General features: G+C 68.3%; 19 protein-coding genes. 7 read left to right on the forward strand and 12 right to left on the reverse strand.

The genetic code is table 11. The annotated features are described in order from the left end of the window. Positions 1 to 36: 36 nt before the first annotated feature. The 3 genes from SFC76_RS09410 to SFC76_RS09420 all read right to left on the reverse strand — a co-directional run bounded on the left by SFC76_RS09410 (position 37) and on the right by SFC76_RS09420 (position 2,623). Positions 37 to 1,293 carry an efflux RND transporter periplasmic adaptor subunit gene (locus SFC76_RS09410; RefSeq protein ID WP_322849220.1) on the reverse strand — a complete coding sequence of 419 codons (1,257 nt, stop codon included), beginning with the start codon at positions 1,291 to 1,293 and terminating at the stop codon, positions 37 to 39. Further along, on the reverse strand, positions 1,290 to 1,703 hold the full coding sequence (locus SFC76_RS09415) for a hypothetical protein (protein WP_322849221.1): 414 nt from the start codon (positions 1,701 to 1,703) through the stop codon (positions 1,290 to 1,292). Before SFC76_RS09415 ends, SFC76_RS09410 begins: the two co-directional genes overlap by 4 nt. Before the next feature lie 308 nt (positions 1,704 to 2,011). Continuing rightward, on the reverse strand, positions 2,012 to 2,623 hold the full coding sequence (locus SFC76_RS09420; protein WP_322849222.1) for a TetR/AcrR family transcriptional regulator: 612 nt from the start codon (positions 2,621 to 2,623) through the stop codon (positions 2,012 to 2,014). A 549-nt stretch (positions 2,624 to 3,172) separates the two neighbouring features. On the opposite strand from SFC76_RS09420, the gene SFC76_RS09425 reads away from it, so the two are divergent. Further along, positions 3,173 to 3,376 (forward strand): hypothetical protein, encoded by a 204-nt coding sequence (locus tag SFC76_RS09425; RefSeq protein WP_322849223.1) that lies wholly within the window; start codon positions 3,173 to 3,175, stop codon positions 3,374 to 3,376. Between the two features lie 153 nt (positions 3,377 to 3,529). Next, the gene (locus SFC76_RS09430; RefSeq protein WP_322849224.1) at positions 3,530 to 3,784 is read left to right on the forward strand and encodes a hypothetical protein; all 255 of its coding nucleotides are present in this window, start codon (positions 3,530 to 3,532) and stop codon (positions 3,782 to 3,784) included. Between the two features lie 111 nt (positions 3,785 to 3,895). Here the strand turns inward: SFC76_RS09430 and SFC76_RS09435 are convergent, their stop codons facing one another. From SFC76_RS09435 to SFC76_RS09445, 3 genes are all read right to left on the reverse strand, one after another. Next, a complete protein-coding gene (locus SFC76_RS09435) occupies positions 3,896 to 4,471 on the reverse strand; it encodes an opacity protein (RefSeq protein WP_322849225.1) in 576 nt (191 codons plus the stop codon). Between the two features lie 205 nt (positions 4,472 to 4,676). Beyond that, complete coding sequence (locus tag SFC76_RS09440) at positions 4,677 to 4,817, reverse strand: hypothetical protein (RefSeq protein ID WP_322849226.1); 141 nt, start codon at positions 4,815 to 4,817, stop codon at positions 4,677 to 4,679. A gap of 103 nt (positions 4,818 to 4,920) precedes the next feature. Beyond that, positions 4,921 to 5,850: an NADP-dependent oxidoreductase gene (locus SFC76_RS09445; RefSeq protein ID WP_322849227.1), complete on the reverse strand. Its 930-nt coding sequence runs from the start codon at positions 5,848 to 5,850 to the stop codon at positions 4,921 to 4,923. 568 nt (positions 5,851 to 6,418) lie between these two features. Between SFC76_RS09445 and SFC76_RS09450 the strand changes: the two genes are divergently transcribed. The 3 genes from SFC76_RS09450 to SFC76_RS09460 all read left to right on the forward strand — a co-directional run bounded on the left by SFC76_RS09450 (position 6,419) and on the right by SFC76_RS09460 (position 9,447). Then, positions 6,419 to 7,021 (forward strand): carboxymuconolactone decarboxylase family protein, encoded by a 603-nt coding sequence (locus SFC76_RS09450; RefSeq protein ID WP_322849228.1) that lies wholly within the window; start codon positions 6,419 to 6,421, stop codon positions 7,019 to 7,021. A gap of 159 nt (positions 7,022 to 7,180) precedes the next feature. Then, positions 7,181 to 8,176 carry an acyltransferase gene (locus SFC76_RS09455; RefSeq protein ID WP_322849229.1) on the forward strand — a complete coding sequence of 332 codons (996 nt, stop codon included), beginning with the start codon at positions 7,181 to 7,183 and terminating at the stop codon, positions 8,174 to 8,176. Beyond that, complete coding sequence (locus SFC76_RS09460) at positions 8,173 to 9,447, forward strand: alpha/beta hydrolase (protein WP_322849230.1); 1,275 nt, start codon at positions 8,173 to 8,175, stop codon at positions 9,445 to 9,447. The genes SFC76_RS09455 and SFC76_RS09460 overlap by 4 nt, the downstream gene beginning before the upstream one ends. On the opposite strand, the gene SFC76_RS09465 is transcribed toward SFC76_RS09460, so the two are convergent. The 6 genes from SFC76_RS09465 to SFC76_RS09490 all read right to left on the reverse strand — a co-directional run bounded on the left by SFC76_RS09465 (position 9,411) and on the right by SFC76_RS09490 (position 17,788). After that, on the reverse strand, positions 9,411 to 9,665 hold the full coding sequence (locus SFC76_RS09465; protein WP_322849461.1) for a hypothetical protein: 255 nt from the start codon (positions 9,663 to 9,665) through the stop codon (positions 9,411 to 9,413). The genes SFC76_RS09460 and SFC76_RS09465 overlap by 37 nt on opposite strands. Before the next feature lie 122 nt (positions 9,666 to 9,787). Then, positions 9,788 to 11,203, reverse strand: coding sequence for an efflux transporter outer membrane subunit (locus tag SFC76_RS09470; RefSeq protein WP_322849231.1), 1,416 nt, complete (start codon positions 11,201 to 11,203; stop codon positions 9,788 to 9,790). Continuing rightward, complete coding sequence (locus tag SFC76_RS09475; RefSeq protein ID WP_322849232.1) at positions 11,196 to 14,246, reverse strand: efflux RND transporter permease subunit; 3,051 nt, start codon at positions 14,244 to 14,246, stop codon at positions 11,196 to 11,198. Before SFC76_RS09475 ends, SFC76_RS09470 begins: the two co-directional genes overlap by 8 nt. Positions 14,247 to 14,249: 3 nt before the next feature. After that, positions 14,250 to 15,338, reverse strand: a complete 1,089-nt coding sequence (locus SFC76_RS09480) for an efflux RND transporter periplasmic adaptor subunit (RefSeq protein WP_322849233.1) — start codon at positions 15,336 to 15,338, stop codon at positions 14,250 to 14,252. 402 nt (positions 15,339 to 15,740) lie between these two features. Beyond that, positions 15,741 to 16,793 carry a helix-turn-helix domain-containing protein gene (locus SFC76_RS09485; RefSeq protein ID WP_322849234.1) on the reverse strand — a complete coding sequence of 351 codons (1,053 nt, stop codon included), beginning with the start codon at positions 16,791 to 16,793 and terminating at the stop codon, positions 15,741 to 15,743. 128 nt (positions 16,794 to 16,921) lie between these two features. Beyond that, complete coding sequence (locus SFC76_RS09490; protein ID WP_416222411.1) at positions 16,922 to 17,788, reverse strand: alpha/beta hydrolase; 867 nt, start codon at positions 17,786 to 17,788, stop codon at positions 16,922 to 16,924. A 230-nt stretch (positions 17,789 to 18,018) separates the two neighbouring features. Here SFC76_RS09490 and SFC76_RS09495 point away from each other — a divergent pair, with 230 nt between their 5' ends. Together SFC76_RS09495 and SFC76_RS09500 are read left to right on the forward strand one after the other, a co-directional pair. Further along, entirely contained in the window at positions 18,019 to 19,131 is a 1,113-nt protein-coding gene (locus tag SFC76_RS09495; RefSeq protein WP_322849236.1) for an SGNH/GDSL hydrolase family protein, read from the forward strand. A gap of 233 nt (positions 19,132 to 19,364) precedes the next feature. Continuing rightward, entirely contained in the window at positions 19,365 to 20,456 is a 1,092-nt protein-coding gene (locus tag SFC76_RS09500) for a glycosyltransferase family 2 protein (RefSeq protein ID WP_322849237.1), read from the forward strand. Positions 20,457 to 20,509: the final 53 nt, after the last annotated feature.

A 20,509-nucleotide genomic window follows, 5' to 3' on the forward strand; every position in this document is an offset into this window, starting at 1 on the left:
AGGATGAGGACGGCCGGGACGTGGCTCGGCGAAGCGTCAGGAGGTGAAGGTCGCCTCGCCGGTGGTCGGCGACAGGCCGCCGGGGGCGGGGGCGGCGACGATCGGCGCGATGCGGCCGGGCCGTACCTGCACCTTGGTCCCCGGCATCGCCATCTGCGTGCCGCCGATCACGATGCGATCGCCGCGCGACAGCCCGCCGCTGACGATCCGCAAGCCGTCGACCACCGGGCCGAGCGTCACCGGCTTGACCACCACCGTGCCGTCGGCGGCGACGGTCAGCAAAGTCTTGCGCGCCTGATCGGTCTGCACCGCCGCGTCCGGCACCAGCAACGCGCGCGTGGTGCCGCCGCTCGCCAGCCGCATGTTGCCGAACAGGCCGGGGGTCAGGAACATGTCCGGGTTGGCGAGCACCGCGCGGCTGCGGATCGTGCCGGAGCGTGGATCGAAGCCGTTGTCGGTGAAGTCGAGCCTGCCGTGCCAGCGATAGTCGCTCTCGTCCTGCAACCGCACGTCGACCGCCGGGGCGGCACCGGCATGCGCGCGCTTGTTCTTGAGGAACAGCGCCTCCGACCCGTCGAAGGTGAAATAGATCGGGTCGAGCGCGTTGATCGTGGTCAGCAACGTCCCGCTGGTATCGCCGCCCGCGACGAGATTGCCGGGATCGACGCGGCGGTTGGAGATGCGACCGCCGATCGGCGCGCGCACCTGCGTGAACTCGACGTCGAGCGCGCGGGCGCGGACGCGGGCATCCGCGGCGGCGATCGCCGCGGTGGCGGCGCGGACGCGGGCGGCCAGTTGATCCAGTTCGCCCTTCGACACCGCATCCTCCGCCTCCAGCCGGTTGGCGCGGGCGAGATTGGCCTGCGCCAGCGCGAGGTCGCTGCGTGCGATCGCCAGCCCGGCGCGCGCTTCGGCGAGCGCGGCGGCGAACGGGCGCGGATCGATCGTGAACAGCAATTGCCCCGGCCGTACGATCGCGCCGTCGGTGAAGTGCAGCGCGGTCACCGCACCGGAGACGCGTGGCCGGACCTCCACCGAGCGGCTCGGTTCGAAACGGCCGACGAAATCGTCCCATTGCGCCACGTCGCGCTCGAGCGGGGCGGCGACGGTGACGGTCGGCGCGGGCGGGGCGGAGGCGATCGCGGGCTGGCCGCGATCGACCGCGACGCCGGCAGCGACCGCCAGCAATGCCGGGACGCCGATCCACAGCCCGCGGCGGAGCAGACGATGCCGCGCTGCCGGCGGGTCGAGCGGCGTCGCATCGGCGGTGTCGACGGGTGCGTGTACGGTCATCGACGCGCTCCCGTCGACTTGCGGCGTGCGACGCCGATACTGTCGGTCATCAGTTCGTATTGCGCGGGCGAGAATCCGGCATCGAGGAAGCGGGTCAGTTCGGTGCTGGGGATGGTGTAGCCGTAATGCCAGGCGAACACCGCGATCCGGCGCAGTGCCTCCAATCGCTCGTCCGCGAGCATCGGATTGTGCGGCTGCCTGAACAACGCGCCGAGCGCGCTGGCCATGCGGCCGGGTCGGCGCAGCGAGGACAAGGCGTCCTTGCGAGCCAGTGCGACGACCGACCATTCCAGCCCGGTGAGCCGTGCGGCGGGTTCGCCGTCGTCCACGGATAGGGCGGCGGGCGCGGGGGCGGTGGCGGTGGCGGGGCGGTCGAGGATGCGGTCGGCGTCGAGCATCAGATAGGCCATGCGAAATCCCTGAAAATGGGCGTGCGTCACCACCGCCCGGCATCGCAGAGGATGACGGGGCGCACCGTTCGGGAACGGCGGCGGGCGCACGGAACCGGCGGGCGCTGACGGCCCGTTGCGGCAGGTGCAGATGAAAAATGGGTGCGCGACCGTCAGGTCGCGTCGGGTCGTCCGGTCAGTCCAGGATCCATGTCGGCTCCTTCGATCGTGAACCGCCGGCGTGGCGCTTCATTCCGTACCGCATGGTATATTAACCGGTGCAGAGAAGATCAACGTCTTTCTGTACCGGCCGGTAATTTATTTCGCGTTCATCGGCTGGGCCACATCATCAGCCCGATGTCGACGACGCGGTCGAGGTCGGCGCGGGTCGCGCCCGAGCCGGCCTGCACCGCCATGCCCTGCAGGATCGCGTAGAGATATTGCGCGAGTCCCTCGGGGTCGGCGCCGGGGGCGAGGTCGCCGTCGCGCTGCGCCGTGTGGAAGCGCTCGACCAGCGCCGCATGCGCCGCGCCGCGCCGTTCGATGATATGGCTCTTGATCGACTCGGCCTCGGCGCCGCAGTTGGTGGCGCTGATGACGCCCAGGCAGCCCTTGGGATCGGAGCTGCTGGTCTGCGCGGTGACCGCCCCGCGCAGGAGATGCTCGGCGACCGCCCGCGCGCTCGGCTGCTTCAGCGCGTCGCGGGTATAGGCCATCTTCTCCGCGCCGTAGAGGTCGAGCGCGCGGTGGAACAGTTGCTCCTTGTTGCCGAACGCGGCGTACAGGCTGGGTTTGGTGATGCCCATCGCCGCGGTCAGATCCGCCATCGACGCGCCGTCATAGCCCTTCGCCCAGAACACGCCGAGCGCGGCGGCCAGCGCCGTCTCGGGGCAGAAGGCGCGGGGACGACCTCGCGTCGCAGCGGCAGGGGCGGATTGCATAACGGTCGGTATGTAATGGTCCACGCCCCCCACGTCGAGGGCCGTCATCCGCCAAGTCGTTCGATCACATCGACTTCTATGGAATGTTCACCCGAGTGTCGGCCGCCAGGGCATAGCTGAACCGCGTCAGTCCGCCGCGTTCACGGCTGATGCACGCAGCGTCGGCCAAGACGCGGCATGGCCCGCCGACCGATCAGCAACCGCGCCAGACGCCCCAACGACCAGGGCCGTCCGCCGAAGCCCGAACGCTCGACGTGGCGGCAACGGATCAGGCGCTGGTGGCGGATCATCAGCGGGGGCTTCTGAATGGCCCCGCCAGATCGCTTCGGGCAGGACCGAAACGAACCCACATCTTCGTTCAATCTTAATGGGATAGTGCGATCACACAGCACCGGAGCGCAGACTCCCTGTTGCGTACTGGAGAGTGTGCCGGCGCTCCGTCCGTTTCCCCACCTGACACCACGGACGGAGCGCCATTCGCCGAAGCCGGCACCTCCCGCCATCGCCGCGCGCCGCAACCAACGACAGTCACGTTCGCAAGAGGTCGGAATGCAAGATCCCATGTCGCCTGCCGAACGCAAGATGCTGCACGTTCTCGATCGAAGCTGGCTCATCCCCGGCAGCGTGAAGAATGCGATCAAATACGAATGGGCACGCGGCAAGCCGGGCGTCGCGCTCGCGATGCTCGCACTGTGGCAGCTCGCGTTCTACGGCGCGACGACGGTGCTGCTCCTCACTTTCATGGGACATTGAGCCCTGTTCCGCGGGCACGTCGTCCAAGGGTGCGGATCGGCAGGCACGGTCCCGGTGTTCATCCATGGGCTGGCGCGGGCCGCCCAAGGCGGATAGGCGCGGACGATGGGTGAGATCGAAAGGCTGGTCCCGTCAGGGGTCATCGAACAATGGGTGTTTCACCTGAGGCGGCAGCGTTCGCGCGCGCAGGATGCATTGTGGTTGCTCGATCAGGGCTTCACGATCCACGACGGCCGCGATGGTGCCCCGACCGCCGATGCGAGCGATCGCTGGCGGCGTGAGCAGGCAACGGTGATCGACGAGGTGAACCACCTGCTCGAGCTATACGATCGCATCAACCTGCGATCGTCGGAGTTCGTCGCGGCCGAGCGCAAGACGGGCCGCCGGTCGACCGATCCGCAGGATTGAGGCGCGGGCAGGGGCCCTGAAGACCATATCCCTGCCGGACAGACCGCTTCATACGCAAAGAGCCCCGGACGCGAGGTCCGAGGCTCCCTGAGGCAACATCCTGTAAACGTATCAGAAGTGGCCAATGATCCCGAGCGAGGGACGAACCGTCTCGAAATTGCCGGTCGTGGCGACTTCCGCCCGGAAGCGCACGCCCTCCTTCTTCACCAGACCGTCCAGCCCGATCGCCTTCGGCCCGAACTCGCCGCCGACGCCGTAGGAAATGCGGCCGAAGTCGGGGCTGTTGTTGCCGTAGCGGTCGAAGTTCACCCAGCGGTAGCCGACCTTGCCGTAGACCAGGCCGGTTTCACCGGCACGCACGCCGGCGCGGCCGTGGACGCCATATTCCCAGTCGATATCGCCGCTGAAGCCCTTGGCGGCATTGCCTTCGACGCCGACGAAGAAGGAACCGAGCGGCACGTTGACGCCGGCGACGCCCTCGACCAGCCCGCCCTTCAGGCGATCCCCCGGCGCCGAGAACGGAATGCCATGGCCCGGGTTGCTCTCGAACCCTTCGTAAACGCCGGTCACGCCGACATAGGGATCGATCCCGAAAGCGCGCGAACCGTCGGACGTGGTGTCCTGCGCGGAGGCTGCGGCGGGGATCAGGAACGCGGCACTGGCCGCTGCGAGAAGCAGCTTCTTCATATCAATCACCTTGTAAGCGGCAGGCGAAACACAGCCTGTCAGGTGATAGAACCGCCGTGATCTGATGCGTATCCCCCCGCTGCAGACGCTGCGGCAGGCATGTTGCATTGCGGCAACAGCCTCTTGAAAGGCCCTCCTCGGATACTATCCGGGAGGCCCGCACCAGCCCTGAACGGGTTAGGCACGGGCCTGGCCCATCGACTGTTCAGACGCGGGGGTGACGGCGACGCTCGCCGACGCGGTTGAGCGCCCGCAGGTCGCTCATACCGCGTTGGTTCAGCACGACCCCCGCAATCAAGGTCAGGTTCGCGGCAATGAAAGAGCCGATCACGACGTAGCAGGTCATCGATGTTCTCCCTGACGCTGCATAGTAGCGGACAAGGGTAACCAGATCGTAAGCGGCTCGATCGGATCGCTTTTTTATAGCAACGCGGAATAGCCCCTTTCGCTCAGGCGATAAGGATCACCTTGCCGCGCGGATGATCGTTGCGGGCGAAACGGTGCGCGGCGGCGACCTCGTCGAGGCGGAAGCGTCGGGCTATCTCCACGCGCACATCACCCGTGGCGATCAGGTCCAGCACCTTGCCCAGCGCGACGGCGTCGGGCTGCGCATGCCAGCGCGGTACCGTGCGCACGCCCAATTCGGCGGCGCGCGCCTCGTCCGGTTCCAGCGTCGATACCAGCATGCCGCCCGTCTTCAACGTCTCGAACGAACGCGCCTGGGTCTCGCCCCCTTGCGTATCGAACACCAGATCGAGGTCCGTCGCGATGTCCTCGAACCGTTCGGTCTCGTAATCGATCGCCGTGTCGACGCCGAGCGAGCGGATGAAGTCGAGGTCATCCGCCGCCGCGGTAGCGAAGACGATACACTTCTTCCAACGCGCGAACTGCACCGCAAGATGCCCGACGCCGCCCGCCGCACCATGGATCAGGACGCGCTGGCCCGCCTGCAATCTCCCATGGTCGAACAGCCCTTGCCACGCCGTCATCGCGGCGAGTGGCACGGCGCCGGCGACGTCGGTCGAGACGCTATCGGGCACGCGCACCAGTTCCTCGGCTTTGACCAGCACCTGCTCGGCCTGTGCGCCGCGGTCCTGCCCGATGAACGCGCACACGCGGGCACCGATCGACCAACCCGCCATGCCATCGCCCGGCTCGACGATCTCGCCGGCCAGATCCCGGCCGAGAACGATCGGCAATCTGTCGGCACCGACTGGCGGATACTGGCCCTCCGCCGTTTTCCAATCGACCGGATTGACGCTCGCGGCCGCGACGCGAACGAGCGCGGTCATGTCGCGGGGGGAGGGCGCGGCGATACGCTCGACGGCGAGCGTTTCGGGATCGGTGAAACGGTGAACCCGGACGGCTTGGATGGTCACGGTTACTTCCTTCGTCCTCGGAACGACCGGGGGGTGGGTCGTTGCCACGTTCCTGCTGAACCCGATCCCGCCGCTCGCGTTCCCGTGGAAAAGCGCAGGTGACGGATTGCCGCTGTGGCGCCGCGGACAGGCAGGGATTTGTTCGAAACCGTACCGAAACGTTGCGCCGCGTCCCGGTGTTTAGTCCGTCGAACAGCGCGAGCGACCGTTGGCATCACCGACATCGCCGCTCGGCGCCGCACACATTCTTGCAACTCGAAAGGACGGTCATGAAGCTTGAGGGCGGTTCGTGACCGGCGTGAACCTGCCGGTCGACGGCAGGCTGACCGCGTCCAACGGCCTACCGCCCTTCAGTGGAACCGTACCCCCCGAATATCCACCGATCGAGGGCGAGCCCCGCGCTATCGCCCGAAGACCGATCCCACGCGTTCAACGACCGGCCGCGGCTCGCGGCTTTCAGGAGCACCAGCATGACCAAGGCATTGGGATACGAGAAACCGAGGAACGAGGCCGCCCGCTTCGGCCACTTCGTGCCGCTGGTCGGCCTCCAGCATGAGATCGTGGCCTGATGCGCGCCGCTCCTGTCCCGCCGGCCGAGCTGCCCGCGGATCTCCGCCCGCTCCACGACGAGATGGACGGCTATATCGCCGAACATCTGAAGGGCTTCGTGTCGCATCGTGCCGATGGCGCGCTGGTCGGCCCGTTCGCCCCGATGCTCCGCTTCCCCGCCTTCGGACGGGCGGCCTGGACCTACACCAAGGCGCTCATCGACAATACGAAATTGCCGAAGCCCGCGCATGAGGTGGCGATCCTGGCGACCGGCGCCGTCTTCAACTCGCGTTACGAATTGTACGCGCACGAGCGGGTCGCGGACGGTGTCGGCCTGTCGCCGGAGAAGATCGCGACGATCGCCGCGGGTCAACGTCCCGCCGACCTGACCGAGGAGGAACAGGCCGCCTATGACGTCGCGGTGACGCTGGCCGGCGGGCGGCAGCTTCCGCAATCCACCTACGACCGTGCGATCAAGGCATTCGGTCAGGAGCAAACGGCGGAGCTGATCTATCTGGTCGGCGGCTATTGCCTCGTGTCGCTGCTGCTCAACGCCTACGACATATCCGTGCCCGGCCGTGAGGAGGGGCTGCCCGACGACGAGAAGCACGCCGCCGGGTAAAGGCTGCTCGGATGGGCGAGCGGTAAGGAGAGCGGCGAGCCTCGTGCGCGTCCGGCAGCCATGTCGCCGGTGACGCGCAAACCTTCAGGCGCGCGAATTTGTCATTAACCTCCATATCTTATGCCCGTCTGGCAAAAGCCGGGGGCAGCAATGATGCGGATGCGCGGGGAAGGGGCGGCCGGCCGGCGGAACCAGGCGATCGACAGCCTGCGGGGCTTGCTCGTGCTGGCCGTCATCGCCGGCCATTATTACGAGTTGAGCGACCGGCATGGTTTCCTGGCATGGCTCGGCGCCGGCGTGCGGATGCCGCTGTTCATCGGTCTTGCCGGTTATCTCTTCAATCTCGAGAGTGCCCGCACCCGGCCGCTGGCGATCACGCTGCGCAAATACGGGCAGCGGCTGATCATCCCCTGGGCGGTCGCATGCGGCGTGTATCTGACGAGCGCGACGCAGCTCACGCCGCTGTCGCTGCTGACCGTGCCGTTGCGGCCGCCGTTCCACTTCTGGTTCGTGCCGGTGATGATGACCTTCATCCTCATCGCCGCGCTGAGCCGCCGCTCACCGCTCGCCATGCTCGGCTTCGCCATCCCGGTCAGTATCGCCGCCATGTACGTGCTCGGCGTCCAGCACGTCATCCAGCAGGGCTATGCAGCCTGGCTGCCCGATCGCCGCTTCTTCATCTATCCCATTTATTTCTTCTACGGCCTGTGGGTCGCCCAGCGTCGGCTCGATCGTACGAAGCTGTACGCGGCGCTGGCGTTGGCGCCGATCGGCCTGTTGTGGTGGTGCACGCTGTACGTCCACCCCTCCATCCCCGGCGAAGTGGCGGCCAGCCTCATCACCTCTTTGTCGCTGATCTGCCTGTTGCCCGGCATCCGCAGTGCGTCGCTTGTCCTTCCCCTGATCGGCGGCATCGGGCGGCAGAGCCTGTTCTTCTATCTATGGCACCCGATGGTCTTCGCGCTCTGGTCGAGTTCGGGCGTGATCGGCATGCCGATGCTGCTGCTCTCGATCGCGACCTTGTTCGCCGGCTGCGCCTTGCTCGCGCGCAGCGACGCCGCCACCGGCGTCTTCGGCATCACCCGCCGCCCGTCCCAACCCCCGTTCGAAGCCGTCGCGGTCGACCCGATGCCCTTGCGGAAACGCAGCGCATGACATCGGCGAAGGCCCTCGCGCGCACCGGCGTGCTCACCCTCGCCTGGCTCGCGATCCTGCCGATCCTCACGATGCTGCTCGGCGCGATGGTGCCGGTCGTGCCGTGGCTACGCATCTTTGCCAGCGATATCGTACCCAACTGGATTTCCTGGTTCCTGCTGGGCGCGCTGATCGTCGGCGTGCTCGGCGGGCTGGCGCATCGTGCGCGCGCGACGCGGGTGACGCTTGCTTTGATGGCCACTGCGGCCGGCACGGCGTTGGCGGCGGGGATCGTCATGACCCATCTGCTGCAGGTCGCCTGGGCCAATGGCGCGCGGATCGACCTGCCCAGCACGCTCTCGGTACGCGAATTCAGCGAGGCGGCCAGCCCGGATCGCAGCCTTGTCTACGCACGACGCCAAGGTGAGGCGCTGTGGCTCGACGTCTATCGGCCGGCCGACGCGCATACCGGTCCGCGCCGCCCGGTCCTGGTCGTCGTTCATGGCGGTGGTTTCATCGAGGGCAGCCGCCGGGTCGGCGCCGCCAACATGCGCCGTTACGCCGATAGCGGCTGGATCGTGGTGAGCATCGACTATCGGTTGGCGCGACCCGATCGGCCGACCTGGAACCTCGCCACGCGCGACGTCCGCTGCGCGCTGCGTTGGGTCGCGGCGCATGCGCGCGGGCTTCATGCCGATGCGGATCGCGTTACGCTGTTCGGCGTGTCGGCCGGCGGCAATCTGGCGATGGCCGCCGCCTATACGAACGACGATGGCGCAGGCGACGCGCGCTGCGGGTCGCGCACGCCATCGATCGCCGCGGTCATCGTCAAGGCGCCGCTGATCTCGCCGCTGGCCTCGTGGCAGCGCAAGGGCGAACTGCAGGGGCAGCAGCGCCTGTATATGAGCCGCTACATCGGTGGCTCTCCCGAGCGCTATCCCGAACGATACGCCGCGCTGGACCTGCGGCGGCTGAGCACGCCCGGCAATCCGCCGACGTTGATCCTGGCGGGCAAGAACGATCCGCTGCTGCCGGCAGCCAGCGTCGAGGATTTCGCGCGCCGGTCGACGGCGGCGGGCAACGCCGTCGATCTGGTCATGCTCCCCTATTCGGGGCACAATTTCAACACGACCTTCAACAGCATCACCAACCAGCTGTCGATCGCGACGATCACGCGATTCATGAACCGCTATTCCCGGGTCCCGAAATCTGTTGCGGGAAGGTCGATCTGCCCACCGAATGGCGTCGAAGGGCGTCAGTGTTCGGTCAGCGCGACGACCTCGAACTCATAGTGCTGCCAGCCATGTCGCCGCGCGGCCTGTTCGGTCAGCGCCGCCTTGGCCGCGGCGTCCTTCGCGGACGAGGCGTGGCCCCAGAACACCTCGGTCTTGCCGTCGTGCAGATGCGCGACGATGCGCCAATAGTGCGTCAAGCGCGCGGCGGTGGGGCCGATCGTCTTCACATAGCCGTCGGCCATCGTCGCGGTCAGGTAGCGCTTCTTCCTCGCCATCGCCGCGCGATACCTCAATCGCCCCAGCGTGTCGCGGACTGGCCCGTCGCGGCGCCAGTTGTCGCTGCATGCGGGTATCAGCCACAGGTATACCTTGGTCGAACGACCGGGCACGCGATCGCCTAGCCGCCGAGCGCGCGGTAAAGCTCGATGCGTGCGAGCGCAACGGCGACGCGCTGGCGAACCACCGCGCGTTCCGCCGACAGCAGCGCCTGCCTTGCCTCGAGCACCGGCTCAGCGCCGATATCGCCGCGGGCATGGCGTGCCTCGACCATCGCGAGCGTTCGCCGCCGCGACGCGAGGTCGCGGTCGGACAGATCGGCGCGTTCGGCCGCAGCACGGGTTGCCGACAGGGCGTCATCGACTTCGCGCCACGCGGCGACGACGGTCTGTCGATAGGCGAGCGCGGCGCTACGCGCTTCGGAGCGGCGGAGGTCGAGCTGGCTCTGCAACCGGCCACCGGAGAAGATCGGCAGCGACAGACCCGGCCCGATGCTCGTGCTGCGCGCATCCCAGCCGAAATCGGCGAGGTTGAGCACATCGATGTCGAACAGCCCGGTCAGGCTGATCTTCGGATAGAAATCCGCCTGCGCGACGCCGATCCGCGCGGTGGCGGTGTGGAGCCGCGCTTCGGCCTCGACGATGTCGGGACGCATCCGCGCGACATCCGACGGCACGCGCATCGTCGCCGGGGGCAGCGGCCGCGGCGGTCGCAGCATCGCGCGGTCGACCGGCGCGGTGTCCGGCGTCGCGCCGACCAGGATCGCCAGCGCGCGCGCGGTCGTTGCCGCCTGACGATCGCGTTCGACGATCTCGCCGCGCAGGCTGCGCAAGGCGTCCTCGGTCGCGGCGAGGTCGATCTGCGCGGCGAGACCGCGCGCCAGCAGCGCGCGGGCGATCGCGACCTTACGCTCGGCGATGGCGGCATTGTCCTGTGCGAGGCGCTGCTCGTCCCACAGGCCGCGCAACTGGACATAGGTGCGCGCCACCTCCGCCGCGACCGACAGCCGCACGCCGCGCGCGGCGGCTTCGCTCGCAGCAACCGCGGCCTGCGCCGCCTCCGCCTGACGGCGATGGCCGCCCCACAGGTCGAGCTCCCAGCTGGCGCCGACGCCGACGCTGTAGAGATCGAAATCGACCCCCTTCGGCGGGGCGGACGTGGGAGTGATCCCCAGCAGCGTCCGCGTGACCGCGGCGACCCCCGCGGTGCCGAGCCGTTCGCGGCTATAGCCTGCTTGCCCCTCGACCTGCGGCGCACCGGTTGCACGTGCCTGGCCCCGTTCGATCCGTGCCGCGGTGATCCGTTCGATCGCCGATGCGATGTCGAGATTGCCGGCGCCGGCGCGCGCCTCCAGCGTGTCGAGCACCGGATCGTCGAAGCTGCGCCACCAGCGCGCATCGCCGGCGGTCGGCGACGCGGCGGGACCCGCCGCCTGCCAGACCGGCGGCAGGATCGGTGCCGGCGGCGCGAAATCCGGCCCGACGGTGCAGCCCGCCAGCGCGACGGCGAGGATCAGCGGCCACTTGCGGTCAACCATGTCTATCGTCCTGCGCGATAAGGGGTGAGGGAGAAGCGAACGCCAGCGCGTAGAGCGCCGGCAGCGCGACGAGGGTCAGGATCGTCGCGCCGATCAGCCCGCCGATCATGACGATCGCCATCGGTCCCCAGAAGATGTTGAAGCACAGCGGAATGAACGCGAGCACCGCCGCCAGCGCGGTCAGCACCACCGGGCGCGAGCGGCCGATCGTCGCGGCGAGGATCGCCGCGTGCAGATCCATGCCCCCGGCCTGGTTGTGCGTCACCTGATCGACCAGGATGATCGAATTGCGCATGATCATGCCCGCGAGCGCGATCAGCCCGAGCAGCGCGACGAAGCCGAACGGCGCCCCGGTCAGCAGCAGCGCCGCCACCGCGCCGATCACCCCGAGCGGCGCGGTGGCGAGCACCAGCACCGTCCGCCCGATGCTCTGCAACTGGATCATCAACAGCAGCAGCATCAAGGCGAAGGTGATCGGCAGCAGCCGGTAGATCGCGTCGTTCGCCTTGGCGGACAATTCGCCGTCGCCGCCCTCCTCGATGCCGTAGCCGGCGGGCAGCGATCGCGCGATGGCGGCGATGCGGCCGGCGGCGGCGGCGGCGATTTCGGACGCCTGGACGTCGCCGGTCATGTCCGCCTGCACCGTCATGCAGAGCATGCCGTCGCGTTTCCAGATGATCGGCTGTTCGCTGGTAACGCCGATCCGCGCGACCTGGCCGAGCGGGACCGGGCCGCCGGGCGTGCTCACCGCCAGATCGGCGAGCCGCCCCGGATCGTTGCGTTCCGCCGCGCTGCCGCGCACGACGATGCCGATCCGCTTGGTCCCGCGCAGCACCTCGCCCGCCGGCTGGCCCGCCATCATCGTCGCGACCTCGCCCGCCAGCCGCGCCCGGTCGAGCCCCAGCCGCGCCACCCGCTCGCCGTCGAGATCGAGCCGCATCGCGACCGACGGCGTCCCCCAGTCCGCCTGGACCGCGGTCGTGCCCGGCGTCGCGCGCAGCACCGCCTCGATCCGCGTCGCGATGCTCCGCAGCATCTCGGGATCGGCGCCGGTCACGCGATATTGCACGGGGAAACCCGCGCTCGGCCCCAGCGAGAGGCGACGGATGTGCAGCTTGGCTTCGGGCGCGGCATGGTTCGCCGCCAGCCGCGCGATGACGCGTTCGCGCGCCCGCAGATCGGTCGCGACGAGGACCATCGTCGCGGTCGCCGGATCGGGCAGGGCGGGGCCGTAGGGCAGATAGAAGCGCGGCGCGCCCTCGCCGACATAGCTGTCGACCTGCGCGACGTCGCGATCGCCAACCACGCCCGCCTCGATCCGCTTCACCGCCGCCGCGGTGGCGGCGAGCGACGCGCCGGGCCGCAGGCTGACGTCGACGATGATCTCGGGACGGTCGGAGACCGGAAAGAACTGCTGCCGGATCAGCGTCGCACCCGCGAGGCTCACCGCCAGCAGCGCCGCCGTCGCCGCGACCACCGTCTTGCGGCGGCCCATGCACGCCTCGACCACGAGGCGCAGCCGGCGATAGAGCGGCGTATCGTAGAGCGTCGCGGCATCGTGATGCGCGCGCGCCTCGGGGAGCAGCCGCACGCCCAGATAGGGCGTGAACACGACCGCGACGACCCAGCTCACCAGCAATGCCGACCCGGTCACCCAGAAGATGCCGCCGGCATATTCGCTGGTCGTCGATTGCGCGAAGCCCACCGGCAGGAAACCGACGATCGTCAGCAGCGTGCCCGTCAGCATCGGAAACGCGGTATGCGTCCACGCATAAGCGGCGGCGTCGGCGCGCGTCGCGCCCTGGTCGAGCTGGACGACCATCGCCTCGACGCTGATGATCGCATCGTCGACGAGCAGGCCGAGCGACAGGATCAGCGCGCCGAGCGATATCCGCTCGAGCCCGATCCCGCTCACCCCCATGAACAGCGCGACGATCGCCAGCGTCAACGGCACCGACAGCGCGACCACCACGCCGGTCCGCCAGCCCAGGGTCACGAACGCGACCAGCAGCACCACCGACAGCGCGCAGAAGAACTTGATGAGGAACGCATCGACCGCCTCGCGGATGTTGCGGCTCTGGTCCTGGACCTGCGTCATCCGGACCCCGGCGGGCAGCGTCCGCCCGACATCCGCGGCGGCCTGCGCCAGCCGCTTGCCGAAGCCGAGCCCGTCCGCGCCCGGCGCCATGGCGATCGCCAATACCACCGCAGGTTTCGCGGCATGGCGGACCAGCCCGTCGGGCGGATCGGCATAGCCGTTGCTGACCATGCCGAGGTCGCCGACCGTCACGGTCCCGTTCGCCGCGGCGACCGCGGTGGTTCCGACCGTATCGACGCCATCGACCGCACCGCCGATCCGCACCGGCACGCGCATCGACCGTTCCGCGACGCCGGACGGCGCGACGCTGCTGCGCCTGGCCAGCGCCTGCACGACCGCATCTGGCGACAGCCCCATCGCGGCAAGCCGGCGGCCGTCGAGATCGACGAACAGCTTGCGCGGGATCTCGCCGACGATCCGGGCCTTGCCCGCGCCCGGCACGCGCAGCATCGCGTCGCGCGCCTGTTCGGCAAGCGTCACGAGCCGTGCATTGTCCGCCCCGGTCAGCGTGAAGACATAGCCGTAGACATCGGCGTAATCGTCGTCGGCGGCGACGGACGCCCCCGCGGGCAGATCGGGCTCGATATCCTTCAGCCGCTTGCGCACCTGTTGCCAGATCGCCGGCACGCTTTTGCCGGGGGCGCCGTCCTTCAGCGAGACGCGGATGACGCAGCGGGCATCGACGCAATAGGTCTGCAGGAAATCGAGCTGCTCGGTCGCGCGCAGCCGCCGCTCGATGGGATCGGCGACCTGCGCCTGCATCTGAGCGGGCGTCGCGCCGGGCCATGCGGCGGCGACGATCATCTCCTTGAGCGTGAAACCCGGGTCCTCGTCGCGGCCGAGCGCGAAGAATTGGGCGGTGCCGGCGGCGAACAGCATCGCGATCAGGAAGCCGACGAGGGCGGGGTGACGGATCGCCCGGCGCGACAGGTTGAAACGGTCCATCGCTCAATTGCCGCCCGGAACGACGCCGGTCAGGACGACGCGCTGCCCCTCCGACAGCGTATCGCCGCCGCTCGCGACGATCCGCTCGCCGTCGCGCAGCCCGGAGACGATCGCGTCGTCGCCGCGCAGGTCGACGAGGCGTACCGGTGTCCGGTGAACGCGGTCTCCGGCCGTCGACAGCGACCAGACGTGCGGCCGGCCGCCAAGCGCGCCCAGCGCCGTCATCGGCACGCGCACCGTCGCGTCCGTATCGGGCGTCCGCAGCGTCACGGTCGCCGAGCTGTTGAAGGGGATGGCCGCAACGTCGCGGAGCAACGTGAACCGCGCGGTCCGTAACCGCAGCGTGCCGTCCGCCGCCGGGCCGACCAGCCGCAGCCGCGCTTCCGCGATCGTTTCGGGCGCGGACCAGAAGCTCGCCTCCGCCATCGTGCCTACGGTGAGATGCGCGCGCTCGGGCAGGCGAACCTCGATCTCGGGACCCCCCGCTGCGACCCGGACGACGATGCTGCCGGCATCGACGACGCTGCCGGGCTCGACCGCGCGTTCGGTCACCACCCCGTCCTCGGGCGCGACGAGTATCGCGTCGGCGAGAGTCGCCCGGCTGCGTGCCAGCGCCGCCCGCGCGGCGTCGCGCTTCGCAGCCGCGGCGCTGGCGACCAGCGCGCGATCGCGAACCTCGGCCGCCGACAAGGCGCCGATCCCGTCCAGCCCAGAGGCGCGCTGTGCCGCGTCGCCCGCGCGCATCGCCTCCGCGGTGGCCGCCGACAGGTCGGCGCGCGCCTGTCCGCTGTCCGCGATCGCAGCGGTGTGCGACAGGCGGGCGAGCACCTGCCCGGCGCGGACATGATCGCCGACCTGCACCGTCAGCGCGAGCAGCCGGCCTCCCGTCTTGAACCCGAGCGCGAGGTCGCGACGCGGGCGCAGGATGCCGTCGAACGCCGAACTCCGCCCGCCGGCGTGATGGATCGTGACGACATCGACCAAAGTGGCGTCGGACAAGGGCGTGGCGACCGGTGCGGGGGAACAGCCCGCGCAGGCCAGGGTAAGACCGGCGGCCAGCAGCCCCGCGGGTAGAGTGAATATCTTCGGCATCGACGCGTCCCGTTGGTGAACGCCGCCGCCCTGCCGATCCGGGCTCTTCCCGGCCTGCCGATCCTCGAAACCGACCAGTCATTTTCGAAAGCGACTGGCGGAGGCGCGGTGCCGCCGCCGGCCGCCGGCGAGTCTCGATCCCGCGCCTAAGCGGAATCGACATTCATCGTCGTGACGTAAGTCCTCCCCCGCCAGGGGGAGGTGGCGCGGCGAAGCCGTGACGGAGGGGGAGGTAAGCGATGTCTTGTGTTGCGTGTCCTCCCCTCCGTCATGCCTGCGGCATGCCACAGTGCCGGGTCGGTCATGCCCCCGGCACGACCTTGAACGGACCGGGGGCCGTTCAACCCGACACTCCCTGGCGGGGGAGAAATCCTGGCCAAAAACCCCGAATGTCGATCGCTTTTACGACTCCAGATGCCGCCGCCGAAACGCGCTCGGCGTTTCGCCCAGCCGGTCCTTGAACACGCGGTTGAACATCACGAGGCTGCCGAACCCCGCATCCATCGCGATCGTCAGGATCGGGACGTCCGCCTGCGCCGGGTCGGCCAGCGCGCTGCGGACTTCGGCGATCCGGTGCGCGTTGAGGTAATCGCTGACGTTGCGATAGCCGAGGCCGCCGTTGATGTGCCGCCGCACGCGATATTCCGGTGTCGCCACGCGCACGGCGATCATCCCGATCGTCAGGTCGGGATCGCGATAGGCGCGCTCCTCCGTCATCATCCGCGCAAGGCTCTGTTCGAGCGACGGGTCGAGGGGGTCCGGAACGGGTGCGCGGGCCGGCGCCGCGTCGCCCGTCGGGATGCCGCTTGCCGGTTGCGGGAAGATCTCGGGATGCCGCAATCCGAACAGCAGCGCGGTGATCGCCAGCGCGCCCATGAACAGCCCCGCGGCAGCCGCGATGCGCGAAAGCGCGAACGCGCCGGTCGCGCGGCCGACGATCTCGCTGCCCAGCAGCCACAGGATGATGAGCCCGATCGAGACGACGAAGATCGTCCGCGCCTGCCTCCGCGCCTCGACCAGATCGCCCTGCTGATTCCGCCATGCCAGCCATTGCGCATGGATCGCGAACGCCATTCCGCCCAGATAGACCGCAACGTCCAACCCCGCGATCGGCGCCACCCATCCGCGGCCCTGCAGGCTGGCGTAGAGCGTGCAGCACAGGAACGCCGCCGACAGGCCGAGATCGACCCGCGTCGGCCGGAACGCATCGTCGAACCACGCGCGCGCGAACAGCCAGAACAACGGGATCGCAGCACTCGCGCTCAGGTCGAGCAGCGGATCGAACGCGGTCGGCGCATGCGGCAGGCCGGCGAGCGTCCCGACTACCGTGCACGACGTCAGCGCCAACCCGAACCGGCTCGGCAGCGATGCCGGCGCCCGCGCGAACACCACCGCCGCCAGCACCAGCAACCCGATCGCACCGCCGCGAAACAGAAGGTCGAGATCTGCGATCACACGCGTTGCGGGGCCATGCTGGACATAGGTCGCCGAAACCATGGCGCGGCGGGTCTGTCCAGCATCACCCGTCGCATCATTCGGACGGTGCCGGGCAAGACGACGACTTTTGATTACGGTGTCGCTGATCAATGGCTTGGGGTAAGCCACCCCTCGTCGCTGAGCCAGTCGGCCAGGCGATCGGGCCAATGCTGTATCGAGACACGGTCGTTGTGCACGGCGACGTTGAAACCATGATCCGTGCTGGCGAACATGTGGAGTTCGGCAGGCACGCCGGCCTCGCGAAGCTGCGTGTAGAGCGTAAGCGCTGGAGTCGCGCAGCAGCGATCGAGCGAGCCGGCCGCGATGAAGGCGGAAGGCGCGCCCGCGACCGACCGCGCCGGTATGCCGAGTGGTCCGGGATAGACGAGTATCTGGAAATCGGGCCGGGCACTTTGCCGATCGATGGCATCCGCCGCTGCCGGAGCGTCGGGCTGGGGATTGTCCGCAAGCAGCGAAACGAGTTCCCCGCCGGCGGAAAAGCCCATGATGCCGACCCGGTGCGGGTCGACGCCATATTCCTTGGCGTGCGCGCGGACCCAGCGGATCGCGCGCCTGGCATCTGCGACCGCATCGCCCTCGATCGTGTAGGAAGAGCCGGCCTCGCGGGCGAGCCGGTATTTGAGGACGAAGGTCGTGATGCCGTAGCGGTTCAGCGCGCGGGCCGGCGCCATGCCCTCGTTCTGGAAGACCAGCATGCGATGGCCGCCGCCGGGCACGATGATGATCGCGGCACCGTTGGCGCGCCGGGCGTCGGGGCGGGAGACGGTCACCGACGGCCGATGGACGTTGTGGACGTAGACTCCGGCTTCCAGTTGCTCGGCTTCTCCTGCGCGCCGTTCCGACCCCGGCGGCGCCTTGGACCATATCGGGATGGCGGCGGTATCGGCGGCGGCCGCCGGGCACGCCAGCGTGAGCAGGAGCGCAAGAGAATGGCGCGCGCGTAGCACTGGCATGATCCCTTCGTGACCGTCTTGCGAGCCCGGACGACGGACTGCCGATTGGTGCGGCATCCGACCCGGCACCCGGCCGACACTGAGGGCAGGGCACGAAAGTAGCTATTGCGACCTTAGTCGCGAATGAAACCGTGGCCCGGCAATCGCATGGTCGGCACCGGTCACCCGAGTTGCGGCCTGGTTCAGGCCAGCGGCCATGGTAGGGAGCGGCGACGGATCGGGAGGATAGAGTGACGAAGCACAGGCTGGTGGCCGGGATCGCGACGGCGCTGACGATGGCGATGGCCCCCGTCGGCTCCGCAGCGGCGCAGCGGGTGGAGCGCGTCGCGGAGATGCCCGCCCACCTGACGATCCTACCGGTACGGGTCCATGGACGCGTCGAGCGGAAGGGCGATGCGCTCGTTCGGCAGTGGCCGGGCAGCTATGTCGAGACCGCGTTCGACGGGGCGACGGCGCTTTTCACGATCGGGGCGGGTGAGGTCGGGCTGCACGTCATCGTCGACGGGCGTGAGATCGACACGCTCGTCAGGCCCGCACCCGGCGTCTACCGCATCGACGGACTGCCCGGCGGCCGACATGAGTTGCGTATCGAAGTCGCCTCCGAAAGCCAGGCGGGGCCGACGCGGCTGGGACCGTTCTACGCCGCGCAGCGCGCCGTGATGCCACCGCCACCGGCCCGCGCCCGCCAGATCGAATTCGTCGGCGACTCGCACACGGTCGGCTATGGGGTGACGTCCGCCAAGCGCGAATGCACGCAGGACGAGGTGTGGAGGACAACCGACACGTCGCGGGGCTTCGGCGCGCTCCTGGCGCATCGCTACGACGCGGATTACGAGATCAACGCGATCTCGGGACGAGGCATCGTCCGCAATTACAACGGCTTCGCGGCGAACACGCTGCCGGACGCCTATCCCTATACGGTGTTCGACCGGCAATCCCGCGCCACCGACCCCGATTGGCACCCGCAGGTGATCGTCGTCGCGCTGGGGACCAACGACTTCACCACCCCGCTTCATGCCGGCGAGACATGGGCCACCCGCGACGCGCTCCATGCGGATTACGAAGCGCGATATGTACGCTTCGTGCAGTCGCTGCGCGCGCGCGATCCGAAGGCGTTGATCGTGCTGTGGGCGACCGATTTGGCCGACGGCGAGATCGCAGCGGAGGTCACGAAGGTCGTCGCCAAATTGCGCGCGTCCGGGGAGCGGCGGCTGGCCTATGTCCCGGTGAACGGTCTGGCGTTCACGGCCTGCAACGCGCACCCGTCGCTAGCGGATCAGAAGGTGATCGCCGACCGCATCGCCGGGGCGATCGATACGCAGGCCGATGCGTGGCAGAGGTGACGGACTGAAACGCGGCAACCTCATCGGCCGATTAGCCAAACGGCAGGCGGTATGGAGGTGCGGCCGAAGCATTCGCGATACCAACCGCCATCGGCCAGACGCGACTTGCTGAATATTTGGCGTGGGCAGCGTCTCTTCGCCCTACAGCACAGTCTCCAGCCCACTAAGCGTCAGGATAACATTAACTAATCGCCATTATCAGAACTCGATAGCGCCGCGATATCGAGACTGAAATGCCGCCTCAAATCACGGTCATCATCAATTCCTACAATTACGGCCGATACATCCGGCAGGCGATCGAAAGCGTCATCGGGCAGGGCTATCCGAACAAGCAGATCGTCGTCGTCGACGACGGCTCGACGGATGAATCCCGCTCGATCATCCACCAGTATAAAGACGTCGTACAGATCATCGCGCACCGTAACATGGGGCAGGCGCGGTCATGCCTCATCGCCGCGCGGTACGCGACCGGCGACATAATCCAGTTTCTCGATTCCGACGACTACCTCCTTCCAGGCGCACTCAGTCAGATCGTCCAGAAGTTCGAACCCGGCGTGTCGAAGGTCCAGTTCCAGCTTTGCCCGATCGATAGCAAGGGCGAGGTCGTCGGCGACCCCTGGCCGATCGAGAACAATCGCATCGACAGCAAGACGATCATATCCCGGATCAGGCGCAACGGATGCTATCCTTCGCCGCCCACCTCCGGCAACGCCTATCGTGCAGATGTGGTCAGATCGATCGACAGCATCGACTATGAAACCAGTATCGACGGTATCATCTATTTGTATGCGCCGTTCGTCGGCGACGTCCGGCACATCAATCATCCGCTGGCATCGTACCGATATCACGACGCGAACTACTCTCAGCACGGCAAGCTCGACGCACGGCGGCTGCGCGATGAAATCCGGATCCATCATGAACGCATCAAACACCTGAACACGTTGGTGCAGGCGCTGGACAGAAGCTTCGTACCGATCACGAATACGCGACACCATTCCGTGGTCCTGATCAAATCGGTGATGACGGCGGTGTGCGACGGCCATCGGCCCAGCCTTTCCTCCCTGCTGCGCTATTGCCAGTCGACCTTTGCCGATCGGGCGCCCCCCGGGAAGCTCGTCCAGCTGGTCGTCTGGTCGCTGGCGATCTATCTGTCGCCGCGCGGCCTGCGGATCGCCTTGGCCCGATACAAGGCGTGCCCGTTGGACCGTTCGATCAAGGAATTGCTGAAGGGCGCATTCGGCCCCGCCGCTGCATCCCTACGCTATGGACGCGAGGCTGAACGGCCGGAAGGTCTCCCCGTGGCAGGCAGCAATCCACTGGGGTAGGGCGGCAAGGACACGGCACCCATCCTCATGAGGAGGGCGCTTGCTAACCCCGG

This window comes from Sphingomonas sp. CD22 (genome assembly GCF_034556155.1).
Lineage (GTDB): Bacteria > Pseudomonadota > Alphaproteobacteria > Sphingomonadales > Sphingomonadaceae > Sphingomonas.